Here is a 13,652-nt window from a genome sequence, read left to right on the forward strand (position 1 = left end):
GACGGGCGGACCAAACTCGCGGAGTAGCGGCGGAGGAGAGCAGGACATGAGCGTTGACAGCAGGGCACGGGCCCTGGCCGCCCGGGTCGGCAGACCGGTTCGCCGGACCCTGCGGGGCGCGACCCGCCGGGTGGGCCGCCACCTACCGGAGCCGCTGGCCCGGCGGGTGCGGCAGGCCCTGGGACTGACCGTCACCGCCCGGGCGAGTCAGGACGCCGCCCCCGCGGTGGATCCGCTGGGGCTGGCCCCCGGGCGCCGGCCGGCGTCCGGCCGCCCCGCCACGACCACCGGCCGCGCCGCGGCGATGGCGATGGCGACCCAGGATCCGGAGTCCGCGCTCCGGCTCGATCGGGCCCTGCTGGGCGGCCCGACGCCCCGCCCCGAGGGGGGTGGCCGCGGCATCGCGGCCCTCGCAGCGGCCGACCTGGTGACCCGGCTGGAATCGGCCGGCCATGTGGTCCACGCTCTCCTGCCCGGCACGGCCCGCGCCGCGGTCGAACGCGGTGAGGTCGTCGTGGTCGACCTGGCCGGGATGACCGGCGTCTGGTCCGGTGCGCTGGACGCGGAGGGGGTGGCCCTCTACCGGGAACTGCAGGATGCCCTGGGCCAGGCCCGCCTCCTCGGCCGGACGGCATGGCTGGTGGATCGCGGCCCGGACCGGTTCCGGCTGGGGGCCGCGGCCCTGCGGCGGGACCGAGGCGTCCAGACCGTGCGGCCCGGAACGGCCCCCCCGGCAGAGCACATCACCGAGGACCCGGGCGCCGCGCCCACCGGAGTGGTGGACCTACTGAGAGGCCTGGACCCCCTCGATCACCTCGACACCTCGCGCATCCAGGAGGCCGCCGGATGATCGACATCGACACCGGAGGCGAGCAGGCCGTCAGGGTGCTGCTCTACGGGGACGTGGACCTGAACATCATCGACGGCTCGGCCGTGTGGCTGACGTCCATGGCCGAGACCTGGTCCCTGGCCGGGGCCCAGGTGGACGTGCAGCTCAAGGCGGTCGAGGACCGGACCCTGCTGTCCGGAGCCCTGCGCAGCCTGCCGGGCGTGACCGTGCGGACGGCGCACCCGCCGCGGGGACGCCACGCCCTGGACCCGATGCGGGCGGCGGACGCCCTGCAGGAGCTGGACAGGCGGGAACCCTATGACGTGGTCATGGTCCGGGGCATCCGCATCTGCCGCCAGGTCGCCCGACGGGGCGCCTTCGCCGGAAGGCTCTGGTCCTACGTGACCGAGTTCGGCTACCCGCAGGGCACGGCAGCGGACCAGCCCGAGCCCTGGTCGCAGCTGGGCGAGGTCGCCGAGGCCAGCCGGCTCATGCTCGCCCAGACGGAACAGGCCCGGGCGGTACTGGAGGCCATGGTCCCGGCCGCGGCCGGCCGGACGGTGGTGCTCTCGCCGATGGTGCCGGACGCCGTGCCCGCCGCGCCCGCCTCGGCCACCTCGCCCGCCGCATCCCCTGCGGCGCCGCTGCCGGACAGCCCCGTGCGGCTGGTGTACACGGGCAAGTTCGCGCGTCGCTGGCGAACGGACCTGATGCCCGAGATCGTGGGGCACCTGCGGGAGCTGGGCGTGGCGGCGGAACTGACCATGGTGGGGGACAAGGTCCAGCACGATCCGGACCACCCCGCGTGGGCGGACCGGATGCGTGAGATCACCCAGACCCCCCGCCCCGGCGTGGAATGGCTAGGGGCGTTGGACCGGGCGGCCGCGCTGGACGTGACCGCCGGGGCGGACATCTCCCTGGGGTGGCGGGACGAGGAGCTGGACCTGAGCCTGGAGCTGTCCACCAAGGTCCTGGAGAGCAGCGCCCACGGCGTCCCGCCCCTCGTGAACCGCACCGCGGCCCACGAGGAGCTGTTCGGCGCCGACTATCCCCTGTTCGTGGACGGACTGGGCGACGGCCCGGAGGAGATCGCCCGGATCATCGCCGCCGCCCGTGATCGCCTGCCACAGCTCTCCGCCCGCGTCCAGGCCGTGGCGGGACCCTACCGGATGACGGCCCGGGCCGAGGTCCTGAAGCGGTGGCTGGACCGGATCGGGCTGTCCCGGCCCGCCCGGGGCCGGCGATCCCGGCCCGTGCGCGTCGTCGTCGCCGGCCACGACCTGAAGTTCGCCGGGGAACTCGTCGACCTGCTCCACCACGACCCTGACGTCGAGCTGAGACTGGACCACTGGTCCGCCCTGCACCACCACGACGAGGCGGCCTCACAGCGCCACGTCGACTGGGCCGACGTCGTGATGTGCGAGTGGGCCGGACCCAACGCGGTCTGGTACGCCCGGCACAAGCGGGCCGGGCAGCGGCTGGTGGTCCGGCTGCACATGTTCGAGCTGCGCGGCGGGTGGCTGAAGGACCTGGACACCGATGCCGTGGACCACCTCGTGACGGTCTCGGAGCACTACCGTGAGCTGGTGGTCGGGCACCTGGGAGCGGATCCAGAACTCGTCTCGGTCATCCCCAACGCCGTGAGCGTGGCGGACCTGGACCGTCCGGGCCTGCCGGGGCGCAGCCACCGCCTCGGCCTCGTCGGCATGGTGCCGCTGCGCAAGCGCCTGGACCGTGCGGTCGACCTGCTCCGCGAGCTCCACCGCACCGACCCGCGGTACACCCTGCACATCCGTGGACGGATGCCCTGGGAGTACCCGCACGAGTGGCGCAAGCCGGTCCAGCGGGAGGCCTACATGGACCTCTTCGCCCGGCTGGGCGCCGATCCGGTGCGTCACGCCGTGGCGTTCGAGCCCTTCGGGGCGGACATGGCCGGCTGGCTGCGCAAGATCGGCTGGGTGCTCTCGCCGAGCACCGTGGAGAGCTTCCACCTGGCCCCCGCCGAGGGGATGGCCTCCGGGGCGCTGCCGGTGCTGTGGGACCGACCCGGCGCCCGTGACATCTTCGGCGACGACTTCGTGGTGGAGGACACCGCCGCCGCCGCGCGGCTGATCCTTCAGACCGACGCGGACCCCGAGAGGCGGGCGGCGCGGGGTCGGGTGGCCCGCGAGCGGGTGTCCGGGTTCGACGAGAGGTCCGTGGCCGCGGCGTGGCAGCGGGTCCTCTTCGGCGGCCTGAAGACCCGGATCACGTGACGGGGATCATGGCGGCGGGCAGCCCCGAAGGCGCGGGGAGGCTCCCCGTCCGGCGGGTTGGCCGGTGTTAGGCTGACCTCTGGCCGGACCACCGAAGCGCGCTCTGCGACCGTGGTCGTCGACGTCGACCGAAGGATGAATGAACCGTGCTCAAGATCGCTGTTGTGGCCCTGGGAAAGATCGGGCTCCCGCTGGCTGTCCAGTTCGCCGGCAAGGGCCACCAGGTCGTCGGCGTCGACGTCAACGAGCAGGTCGTCCAGCTGGTCAACGCCGGCCGGGAACCCTTCCCCGGGGAGGACCAGCTGCAGGAGAAGCTGGCCGCCTCCGTGGCGGACGGGACCCTGCGGGCCACGACCGACTACGCGGACGCCATCCCGGGGGCGGACGCCGTCGTGCTGGTGGTACCGCTGTTCGTGGACGACGAGGCCCGACCGGACTTCGGCTGGATGGACGCCGCCACGCGCGAACTGGCCCGGCACCTGACCCCGGGAACGCTGGTCTCCTTCGAGACCACCCTGCCCGTGGGGACCACCCGCACGCGATGGAAGCCCATGCTCGAGGAGGGCTCCGGGCTGACCGAGGGCCAGGACTTCCACCTCGTCTTCTCGCCCGAGCGGGTCCTGACGGGCCGCGTCTTCGCGGATCTGCGAAAGTACCCGAAGCTCATCGGCGGCCTCGACGCCGCCGGTGCGGAGCGCGCCCGCGAGTTCTATGAAGCCGTCCTGGACTTCGACGACCGCGAGGACCTGGCCCGGGCCAACGGGGTGTGGGACCTGGGTAGCGCCGAGGCGGCCGAGATGGCCAAGCTGGCCGAGACCACCTACCGGGACGTCAACATCGGCCTGGCGAACGAGTTCGCCCGCTATGCCGGGGACAACGGCATCGACATCTACCGGGTCATCGAGGCCTCGAACTCCCAGCCGTACAGCCACATCCACCGGCCCGGCATCGCCGTCGGCGGGCACTGCATCCCGGTCTACCCGCGCCTGTACCTGTGGAACGACCCGCAGGCGGACATCGTCCGCACCGCCCGCGCCGTGAACGCCGGCATGCCGGACTACGCGGTGGGCATGCTGGCCGGGGCCCATGGCTCGCTGGCCGGACAGCGGGTGGTCGTCCTGGGCGCCGCCTACCGGGGCGGCGTGAAGGAGACGGCCTTCTCGGGGGTCTTCGCCACCGTCCGCTCGCTGAGGGACGCCGGAGCCGAGGTGACCGTGCACGACCCGCTGTACAGCGATGAGGAACTCACCCAGCTGGGATTCACCCCCTACCCGTGGGGACAGTCCGTGGACGCCGCGATCATCCAGACCGACCACGCGGACTACCGCGGACTCTCGGCCGAGGACCTGCCCGGCGTGCGTACGCTGGTGGACGGCCGCAACATCACCGATCCGGACCGCTGGTCCGCCGTGACCCGACGGGTGATCGGCCTTCCCGCGTCCACCGCGAACGAGGCCTGAGATGACGGAGGGAACGGACCGGGAATACACGGTCGCCGACTCCGCCGACGTCTCAGCCGAGGCGACGATCGGGCGGGGCTCGAAGATCTGGCACCTGGCCCAGGTCCGTGAGCAGGCGACGCTGGGCGAGGAGTGCATCGTCGGCCGCGGCGCCTATGTCGGCACCGGCGTCAGCATCGGCGACCGGTGCAAGATCCAGAACTACGCGCTGGTGTACGAGCCGGCGCGGCTGGCCGACGGGGTCTTCATCGGCCCGGCCGTCGTGCTGACCAACGACACCTACCCCCGGGCCATCAACGTGGACGGGTCCCAGAAGTCGGCCTCCGACTGGGAGGCCGTCGGCGTCGTGATCGGCCGCGGGGCGGCGATCGGCGCCCGGTCGGTCTGCGTCGCCCCTGTGACGATCGGGGCCTGGGCCCTGGTGGCCGCCGGCGCCGTCGTCACCCGGGACGTGCCGGACCATGCCCTGATGGCAGGCGTCCCGGCCCGCCGCATCGGCTGGGTCGGCACCACGGGGCACAAACTGATCCCCTCGGAGACGGACGGCACCCTCCTGGTGTGCCCCGATTCCGGGGAGACGTATCGCGAGCAGGGTGACGTCCTCGTGGCCCTGGAAGGAGAGTGACGGACACCATGAGCCAGCCCACGAACGATTTCATCCCCGCGGCGAAGCCGATCATCGGCGACGAGGAACGTGCCGCCGTCGACCGCGTCCTGCTCTCCGGCATGGTGGCGCAGGGCCCCGAGGTCGCCGCCTTCGAGGCCGAGTTCGCGGAGGTCCTGGTGGCCGGGCGCGAGTGCGTGGCCGTGAACTCCGGCACCTCGGGACTGCACCTGGGCCTGCTGGCGGCCGGTATCGGCCCGGGGGACGAGGTCATCGTCCCGGCCTTCACCTTCGCGGCCACGGGCAACGCCGTCCGGCTGACGGGGGCGACCCCGGTGTTCGCCGACATCGACCTCGAGACATACTGCCTGGCCCCGCAGAGCGTTGAATCACTCGTGACGGAGCGGACCAAGGCCATCATGCCGGTGCACCTGTACGGCCACCCCGCACCCATGGGGGAGCTGGGCCGGATCGCGGAGGCCCATGGACTGATGGTCTTCGAGGACGCCGCTCAGGCCCACGGCGCCGCGCTGGACGGCCGCCCCGTCGGGACCTTCGGGACCTTCGGCATGTTCAGCCTGTATCCCACCAAGAACATGACCAGCGGCGAGGGTGGCATGGTGTCCGTGGACAGCGAGGAGCTGGGCCGCGGCGTGCGGCTGCTGCGCAACCAGGGGATGGAACGCCAGTACGAGAACGAGGTCGTCGGATTCAACAACCGCATGACGGACCTCCACGCCGCCATCGGCCGGGTCCAGCTGACCAAGGTCCAGGCCTGGACGCGGCAGCGCCAGGAGAACGCCGCGCGCTTGGACGCCGGGCTGCAGGGCGTCACGACGCCGGCGGTGAGTGAGGGCGCCGAGCACGTCTACCACCAGTACACCGTGCGGCTGCCGGAGGAGCTGGCAGCGGCACGGGCCGGCATCCTGGACCGGCTCAAGAACGAGTACGGCGTCGGCACCGGGGTGTACTACCCGATTCCCACGAACGAGCTGCCGTCGTTCCAGGAGCCGGCGGACCTGCCCCAGACCCGCGTCGCCACGGCCACCGTCTTCTCGCTGCCGGTGCACCCGTCGCTGACGGACCGCGACCTGGATCGCATCATCGACGCCGTGAACACCGTCGTGGGGGAGGCCCGCGCATGACCATCCGCACCGGACTGATCGGCCTGGGGATGATGGGCCGGCACCACGCCCGCGTGATGCAGGACATCGAGGGCACCGAGCTGGTGGCCGTGGCCGACGCGATCGGTGACGTCCACGGTGTGGCCGGTGACCTTCCCGTGTACTCCTCCGTCGAGGCGCTGATCGATCACGGGGTGGACGCCATCGTGTGTGCCGTCCCCACCGGACTGCACGAGGAGGTCGGCCTGACCGTCGCGGAGGCCGGGATCCACCTCATGGTGGAGAAGCCCATCGCGTCCTCCCTGGCGGCCGGACAGCGGCTGGTGGAGGCGTTCTCCTCCCGCGGGCTGGTCGGGGCCGTGGGGCACATCGAGCGGTTCAACCCCGCCCTGCAGGAACTCCGGCGGCGCGTGGACGAGGGACAGCTGGGACGCATCCTGCAGATCGCCACCCGCCGGCAGGGGCCGTTCCCCGCCCGGATCGCCGATGTCGGCGTGGTCAAGGACCTGGCGACCCACGACATCGACCTCACGGCATGGCTCGCCCGCTCGCGCTTCGCCTCCGTCTCCGCCCACACGGCCCGCAACGCCGGCCGGGAACACGAGGACATGGTGGTCGCCGTCGGCCAGCTGGAGAGCGGCGTCATCACCAACCACATCGTCAACTGGCTCTCCCCGGTGAAGGAACGCACCACGGTGGTCACCGGCGAGAAGGGCATGCTGGTGGCCAGCACCCTGACGGCCGACCTGACGTTCTACGCCAACGGCAGCGTGGCGACGCAGTGGCAGCCGGTGGAGAACTTCCGCGGCGTGTCCGAGGGCGATGTCGTCCGCTATGCCTTCCCCAAGCAGGAGCCGCTGCGGACCGAGCACGAGGCGTTCCGGGACGCCGTCCTGGGCCGGGCCCAGGGCCATGTCTCCCTGGAGGAGGGCCTGGAGATCCTCCGGGTCGCCGAGGCCATGATCTCGTCCCCGGACCGCGGGGAGGCCGTCGCGCTGTGAGTCCCACGTCGGCGGACCAGGCCAAGCAGTGGTTGCGGAGAGTCATCACGTTCGGGGGTGAGCAGGTCCGTGCGGCGCCAGCGCCGGTGGAGAGGCTGGCACGGCAGGCGTTCCACGCCCTTCCGGACGGGTCTGAGGCCAAGAGGCGGGTCCGCCGCATCCTGACCGGCCACTCGGCTCGGCGCGAGACCACGTCGGCCTTCGGCGGGTACCTGTCTCTGGCGGACGCCGGATCCACCTATTCGAAGGCAGAGCAGGCGACCTATCTGCAGCTGGAACTGGGACACCTCAAGAGAGCGCTCTACGACCAGCCTCTTCCACCGTGGCCGGCCACCGGTTTCGAGGACCAGGACGCCGCGGCCGCTCCCGGCCGGGTCGAGGAGTACCTCGGCCGCGTGAGTCAGGCCTACGGGGCACCGGAAGTCTCCACGGCGCGGGTTCGGCACCTGGTCATCGTCAACCAGTACCCGCGAGAGGGCGACGAATACGGCAACGGATTCGTCCACCGCAGGGTGAAGTACTACCTGGAGGCCGGCATAGAGGTCCACGTCGCCGTCGTGGCGCCGGACGTGGAACCGGAGTCCACGGTGTACGACGGGGTGCCGGTCCTCGTCGGCCGGGGCGCCGAGGTGCGAGAGCTGTTGCGGCGGATTGGCTACACCTCTGCGTCGAGTCACTTCCTCAACGCGTTCATCTGGGAACAGGTCCGCGACAGTCTTGCCGGAATCCGCTGGTTCACCTTCATGCACGGCTTCGAGTCTCGGCGGTGGGTCCGGACCATCCGCAACTACCGCTCGCCCGAGCCGTTGTCCAACGGGATCAAGGACACCCTGATCCGGCAGCGGTTCTGGCGCGAGGTCCTGGCCCACCCAAACGGTCCGGAGCGGTTCGTGTTCGTCTCCCGTTGGTGGCGACGGGGATCCCAAGACGACATGGAACTGGTGTACCCGGCCCAACGCACGGCGGTGGTCCACAACGTCACGGACACCCAACTGTTCACCTACCATCCCAAGGACGCCGAACAGCGATACAAGATCCTGTGGGTGCGTTCGGCGGCCAACCTGAACTACGCCCCGGATCTCGCCGTCAAGGCGCTGCAGGCGTTGCGGGAGACGCGATACTGGCCACAGCTGTCGATCCGGATCATCGGGGACGGGATGCACTTCCAGGGATTCGAGGACGCCTTCGCCGAGGACGGGAACGTCCAGGTGGAGCGGCGATTCGCCTCGCAGGACGAGATCGCGCGCCTGCACCGTGACTACGGCGTCTTCCTCGTGCCGAGCCGTTGGGATTCCCAGGGCGTCTCGAGGGACGAAGCCATGGCCTCCGGGCTGGTGCCGGTCACCAACGCCGTCTGCGCCATCCCGGAGTTCGTCGACGGCTCCAGCGCCGTGATCGCCGGCCCGGAGGACGTCGCGGGGATGGTGCGCGGCATGATCAGGCTGTTCGAGCACCCTGAGCTGTTCCAGCGGATGTCCGAGGCCGCCGCCCAGCGGGTCGCGCGGCAGAGTGGCCCGGAGCAGACGGTGCGCCGGGAGATGGTGCTGATGGGTCTCACTCCCGGCGACGTCGGTCCCGGGGACGCCACCGAAGGGGAGGACGGATCATGAGGGTTCTGTTTCTGGTCTCGCACTACGGCCCCGCCGAGGCCTCGCTCGTGGACAATGCCACCGCCTGCGATCACCAGGTCGATATCCTGGATGTCCAGGGACCCGGCTGGCTGCAGCGCAGCGCGCCGCAGAACAGGCGCGGGCTGAACCGCTGGGCCACCTACTGGCCGATGCGCTCGGCGCGCAACCAGGTGGCCAGGATGGTTCGCGAGGTCCTCGACCAGGGTGCCTACGAGGCCGTCTTCGCGCTGTCCCTGCCCGCTGCCGGCTTCGCGGCCCGTCATCTCGAGGACGAGTTCGTCCCGATCCTCTGGCGAGGGGACCTGGACTTCTCCGCGGCGCGGACCCTGCTCACGGAGGACGTCCAAGACCTCACCGCCGCCGTGGACCGAATCTTTCTGCAGGATGAGTACGAGTTCGACAAGGCCCTGTCCAAGTCATCCCGCAGCGCCCACCTGCTGCACCTGGACCCGAGGGGCGCCCTCGTGGTGTCAGCGCCGCTGCTGGACCATCGAGGGACGGCGCCCCGGGTGGTCATGCTCCATCCCGAGGGAGTCGCCGAGGACCGGAGCGAGGCTCAGGCCGGGATGCTCCGCCAGGTGGCGGAGCACCATGGCGGCACGCTGACCGCCCTGTCCGCCTCCGCCCTGTACCGCAAGCGCGATGTGAGCCGACGCCGTCCGCTGGCCAGCACGGCTGCCGGTCGGCTCGAGGGGTTCACCCACGTGGTCCTCACGGGCAGCTCTCGTGATCATCAGGCCGTGGCCGACCTCTTCCTCGACGCCGGGGACGGGGACCGGCTGGTGGTGGAGGACACCATCGGCATGGGGTACTGGGCCACTGAGCGCGGCTTTGTCAGGACCGGCCGCGGCGCGAGGCTGGCCGGCGCGCTGCATGAGGTCCTGGAGCAGGAGGCCGGTGTCGCCAGTCCGGACGGCCCGGGTGGCCCGGCGAGGTCCGCCCCCACCGGTGGCCGGCCGGAGCAGGATCTACTCCAGGCGTACCTGGCCGCGATGGGACGGCCCGTGGACCGCTCCTACGAGCAGCTACGGGTGCACCAGGACAACGGTCCGCTGAATGTGTTCTTCTCCACCTCTCCCTTAGAGGACCGCACCGACGGAGCCCGTCCTCAGCGCGTGCGCAACATGGCCACGGCACTCGACCGGCAGAGCCCCTCCGTCCGCCTGTACTCGACCCCCAGCGTCTTCGAACGGCGGGCGAAGCTAGTGGAGGGCCTCCTGGCCGCCGGCCGACCGGCCGGGCTGCTGTACGGGGAGAACTCCACCTCGCCGATCCCCTTCGAACACATCCCCGGGGCCGTGGCCGCCCTCGCGCAGACCATGCGCCGTCACGGTGGCCGCTCGGCGTGGTTCGTGCGGGACCTCCACTGGCTGGAGGAGTTCGATGGATACCTGGACGAGCCAGAACGGCGCGCCCGGATGCAGGACGACGGGCTGCGCGAACTGCGGGTGATCGAGGCCTCCGTCGACGTGCTGGCCGCGCCGAGCGAGGCCGCAGGGGCCGGGTTCAATGCGCTGCTGAAGCGGCACGGCGAACCGGCCCGGACGTGGTTTCCCCTGCCTCCGGCGGTCGCGCCGCAGAACGTGGCGACGGGGCTCCCGGAGGCCATCGGTGCCGGGGACGAGTCAACCACCCTGCTGTATGCCGGCGGCGTCAGCGAACTGTACGGCCTGGACGAATACCTGGCCGCCTTGACGGGGCTGGACGAGTCGCTGCTACTCGACTTCGTCGTCCGGCCCTTGGAGGTGGACCGGCTGCACACCATGCTCGAGTACCACGGTCTGCAGGACCGCCCCGGACTGAGGGTCATCACCGAGTCCCTGGAGTGGTACGTCCCGCGGAGCCAGCGCTCCATCGGCGCGGTACTCCTGGGCGGCTCTTATGCCCGGTTCAGCTTCCCGTACAAGACCATGAGCCTGATCGAGCGCGGCTACGCCCTGCTGTGCTTCGAGGACATGGCCATCGCCGACTTCGTGCGGGACCGCCGGGTGGGACTGGCCTGCCCCCGCTCCCAGGAGGGCATCCGTGAGGGGATCGAGGCGCTGGTCAACGCCGACCTGTCCGGTCTGGCACAGGCGCGTGAGCAGGAGACCTGGGAGGCACGGGTGACTGACCTGATGGTCTACCTGGACCGAGTGGCGGAGCTCCGTCCCTGAACTCCTCGACCGGTGCCAGACCTGCAGGCCTGGCACCGGGTTTGGATCTAGAGGCCGAGGGCTGAGCGGATGACTCGGACGCTCAGGCGCCCGTCATGGACCAGGGTCCCGTAGTCATGGCTCGCGCGGAGCAGCTCGCCGGCCTCTCCGGCGCGTAGCGACTCCGCCAGCTCCAGCACCCGATCCGTCAGGTCGTGGTCCCCGGCCTGGACCACCGGGGCCGCGGGAGCCGCCGCCTCCTCCGGCGCGGCCGGTGCGGAGGTGGATTGGCCCACCACGATCCGCCCAGAGCGCCAGGCCCACGCCGCGGCGTCGGAAGACTCGCCCAGGTGCAGTGCGTCGATCACGAGGTCCGCCGTCGCGGCCATGGCGGGCCTGAATTTCCGATGCCGGGGACGAAGGATTTCCAGGCCTTCGGCTTCGGCCCGTTCAGCCATCCGATCCAGCGCCTGCTCCTCCTGCGGGGTACGCAAGGTCGGCACCACCAGGACCTGCACCGGCCGGTCCTGGGCCCCCTCCGGCGCCCAGCCTGATGACCCATACCGGTCTGTCGTGGGGGTGGGGACGGGCACCGGGCACCACAGAGCACCCAGGAGGCGGGCGTCGGCCTGTCGGCTGGTGAGCAACTGCAGGTTACCGCCGGCCTGAAGGTCCAGGAGGGGCTGCGCCGAGCGCCGTACCTGTCTCCGGTACCGCTCTGCTGCCTCCCGGGGCAGCATCGAGAAGGGGTGACCCTCGTAGGCCTCAGCCAGCAGCCGTGGGTCGGCGAGCGGAGCCTCTGCGGTCCACACGGCGACTGGTTTGCCGCGTTCCAGCAGCGACCGGACCTCGGAGGAGAACCCCCCGTCGAGGCTTCCGGAGGCGTTCACCGCGCCGGTGTACAGAACCCCGTCGGCAGCGCGGTCGACCCGTATCCACCGGTCGAGTGCGTCCTTCAGGGCGGGGCCCCGCCCGCCGCCGTCCACCGGGACACCGGGGACCGGCTCCACCGGACCTGCCTGGTCCCGCCAGGCGTGGACCAGGGGCTGGTCTTCAGGTGCCTCGGCCACCACGGCCAGCACAGGGCCGGCCGTCTCGGAAGCTGCCGGCTCGACGCCGGCAGGCCCAGCGGCGGCATCGGGGACCGGGCACAGCCGGTGCCAGAGTTCCGTGAGCACCTGCTCGGACCCTTCCCACGTGTGCTGGGCCTGCACCTCGGGGTCGCGGACAGCAGCGCGGAAATCGGGAAGCCTGTCCAGTAGCTCCTGCACGGCACCGGCCAGGGAATCGGCCTGTCCGGGGGCAAACACGGTGCCGAGCCCGCCGTCCCGGGTGAAGGCCGCCTGCTCGGTGAGGTCGCTGACCACCAGGGGCAGTCCCGACTGGAGGTACTCGCGCAATTTCGTGGGGATGGCCAGCTCGTGGGCGGGGGTGGGCATCAGAGGGCTGACGCCGCACGTGGCACCCTGGATGTACCACGTGACCGAGCTGGAGGGCACGTAGTCTGCGATGTGCAGGCGGTCGTCCACACCGATCTGCGCGGCGTGGTCCCGCATGCGCTGGCGGTAGGCATCATCCTGATTGCCCACGAAGGCCGCGTGCACCCCAGGCAGCTGCGCCAGTGCATCGATGATCGTGAAGATGCCCCGCACATCGGCCAGCCGACCGATATAGACCAGCAGAGGGGTGTCCTCGTCCAGGCCGCACTCCTGCCGCAGGGGCAGCCGCTGCTCAGGGTCCAGCGGGGTCTTCGCGGCCAGCGGGGCGTTGTGCACCACGGTCGGGCGCTCGGGGAGACGGTGGCGGCTCTTCATCCGTCCGGCCAGCTCATCGGTCACCGAGATCACGGCGTCCGCGTGCCTGATCAGCTCCGCCTCGGCGGCGACCCAGCCGATCCGGGCCTGGTCACCACCGACGATCTCCTGGCCCGGGACCCACTCATGGGCATCGTAGAGCCAGGGGATCGTGCGCCCGCGGGAGCGCATGAGCTGCACATAGGAGTGGACGGCGGCCAGCGGGTGCCGGTCGTGGGTGTGGATGACGTCGGGGGCCAGGTGCAGCAGAGGCGGCAGGAACAGCTCCTCGTAGTCGGCGATGTGCGGCCACACGGTCCGCCAGCCTCCCGGCGTCTTGGCGACGACGCGGTCCCGCGCCAATTCCACGTTCTCGGCCAGACGGTCTCGCCACGAGCGGCCGGCGCCCGCTCCGGGGGCGGGCAGCGGCTCGCCGGGGCCGAAGGTCGGTGTGCCGTCGGCGTCCGCCAGGCGTCCCCACGTGGGGGAGACGGAGGGGCGCAGGGACTTCCACTGGTTCAGCGCGCTCTGGCGGCGGAACACCGCCGGCGTGCGGTAGATCGGGATCCCGTGGTACTCGCCGATGGGGAATACGGTGCGGCGAGCGGTGCCGAGCACGGTGACGCGGTAGCCGGCCTGCTCGGCGGTGACGGCGCTCTTCTCCACCCGGGAGTCGCCCACCACCTGGTTGCCCACCACCATGACCATGTGCGGTCGTCGGTCAGGATTCGAGGGGGTGTCGGTCACGGCGGGGATCTCCTTGGGTGGCGGGGACGGTCGGATGGATGCTGCGGTCCGGAAGCGGTGTCCGCGTGCGAGG

Annotated in this window: 9 protein-coding genes; 8 read left to right on the plus strand and 1 reads right to left on the minus strand. The window is 71.4% G+C overall.

From position 1 onward, the window contains the following. Positions 1–46: 46 nt before the first annotated feature. From RE421_RS09325 to RE421_RS09360, 8 genes are all read left to right on the plus strand, one after another. A complete protein-coding gene (locus RE421_RS09325) occupies positions 47–850 on the plus strand; it encodes a hypothetical protein (RefSeq protein ID WP_309809062.1) in 804 nt (267 codons plus the stop codon). Further along, positions 847–3,084 carry a glycosyltransferase gene (locus RE421_RS09330; protein WP_309809064.1) on the plus strand — a complete coding sequence of 746 codons (2,238 nt, stop codon included), beginning with the start codon at positions 847–849 and terminating at the stop codon, positions 3,082–3,084. Before RE421_RS09325 ends, RE421_RS09330 begins: the two co-directional genes overlap by 4 nt. Positions 3,085–3,230: 146 nt before the next feature. Further along, on the plus strand, positions 3,231–4,544 hold the full coding sequence (locus RE421_RS09335; RefSeq protein ID WP_309809066.1) for a nucleotide sugar dehydrogenase: 1,314 nt from the start codon (positions 3,231–3,233) through the stop codon (positions 4,542–4,544). A gap of 1 nt (position 4,545) precedes the next feature. Further along, positions 4,546–5,169, plus strand: coding sequence for an acyltransferase (locus RE421_RS09340; protein ID WP_309809068.1), 624 nt, complete (start codon positions 4,546–4,548; stop codon positions 5,167–5,169). Between the two features lie 8 nt (positions 5,170–5,177). Next, entirely contained in the window at positions 5,178–6,293 is a 1,116-nt protein-coding gene (locus RE421_RS09345) for a DegT/DnrJ/EryC1/StrS family aminotransferase (RefSeq protein ID WP_309809070.1), read from the plus strand. Continuing rightward, a complete protein-coding gene (locus RE421_RS09350) occupies positions 6,290–7,273 on the plus strand; it encodes a Gfo/Idh/MocA family oxidoreductase (protein WP_309809071.1) in 984 nt (327 codons plus the stop codon). Before RE421_RS09345 ends, RE421_RS09350 begins: the two co-directional genes overlap by 4 nt. Then, on the plus strand, positions 7,270–8,883 hold the full coding sequence (locus RE421_RS09355; protein WP_309809073.1) for a glycosyltransferase family 4 protein: 1,614 nt from the start codon (positions 7,270–7,272) through the stop codon (positions 8,881–8,883). Before RE421_RS09350 ends, RE421_RS09355 begins: the two co-directional genes overlap by 4 nt. Next, the gene (locus tag RE421_RS09360) at positions 8,880–11,060 is read left to right on the plus strand and encodes a hypothetical protein (RefSeq protein ID WP_309809075.1); all 2,181 of its coding nucleotides are present in this window, start codon (positions 8,880–8,882) and stop codon (positions 11,058–11,060) included. Before RE421_RS09355 ends, RE421_RS09360 begins: the two co-directional genes overlap by 4 nt. A gap of 47 nt (positions 11,061–11,107) precedes the next feature. Here RE421_RS09360 and RE421_RS09365 read toward each other — a convergent pair whose 3' ends face one another. Beyond that, positions 11,108–13,579 (minus strand): glycosyltransferase family 4 protein, encoded by a 2,472-nt coding sequence (locus RE421_RS09365; RefSeq protein WP_309809077.1) that lies wholly within the window; start codon positions 13,577–13,579, stop codon positions 11,108–11,110. Positions 13,580–13,652: the final 73 nt, after the last annotated feature.

It is taken from the genome of Citricoccus sp. I39-566, from assembly GCF_031432995.1.
In the GTDB taxonomy this organism is placed as follows: Bacteria; Actinomycetota; Actinomycetes; order Actinomycetales; family Micrococcaceae; genus Citricoccus; species Citricoccus nitrophenolicus_A.

What these genes read in the sequence shown, in the direction of transcription:
- RE421_RS09350 (WP_309809071.1), top strand. Translation starts at nt 6,290, where the DNA reads ATGACCATCCGCACCGGACTGATCGGCCTGGGGATGATGGGCCGGCAC.
- RE421_RS09345 (WP_309809070.1), top strand. Translation starts at nt 5,178, where the DNA reads ATGAGCCAGCCCACGAACGATTTCATCCCCGCGGCGAAGCCGATCATC.
- RE421_RS09340 (WP_309809068.1), top strand. Translation starts at nt 4,546, where the DNA reads ATGACGGAGGGAACGGACCGGGAATACACGGTCGCCGACTCCGCCGAC.
- RE421_RS09330 (WP_309809064.1), top strand. Translation starts at nt 847, where the DNA reads ATGATCGACATCGACACCGGAGGCGAGCAGGCCGTCAGGGTGCTGCTC.
- RE421_RS09360 (WP_309809075.1), top strand. Translation starts at nt 8,880, where the DNA reads ATGAGGGTTCTGTTTCTGGTCTCGCACTACGGCCCCGCCGAGGCCTCG.
- RE421_RS09325 (WP_309809062.1), top strand. Translation starts at nt 47, where the DNA reads ATGAGCGTTGACAGCAGGGCACGGGCCCTGGCCGCCCGGGTCGGCAGA.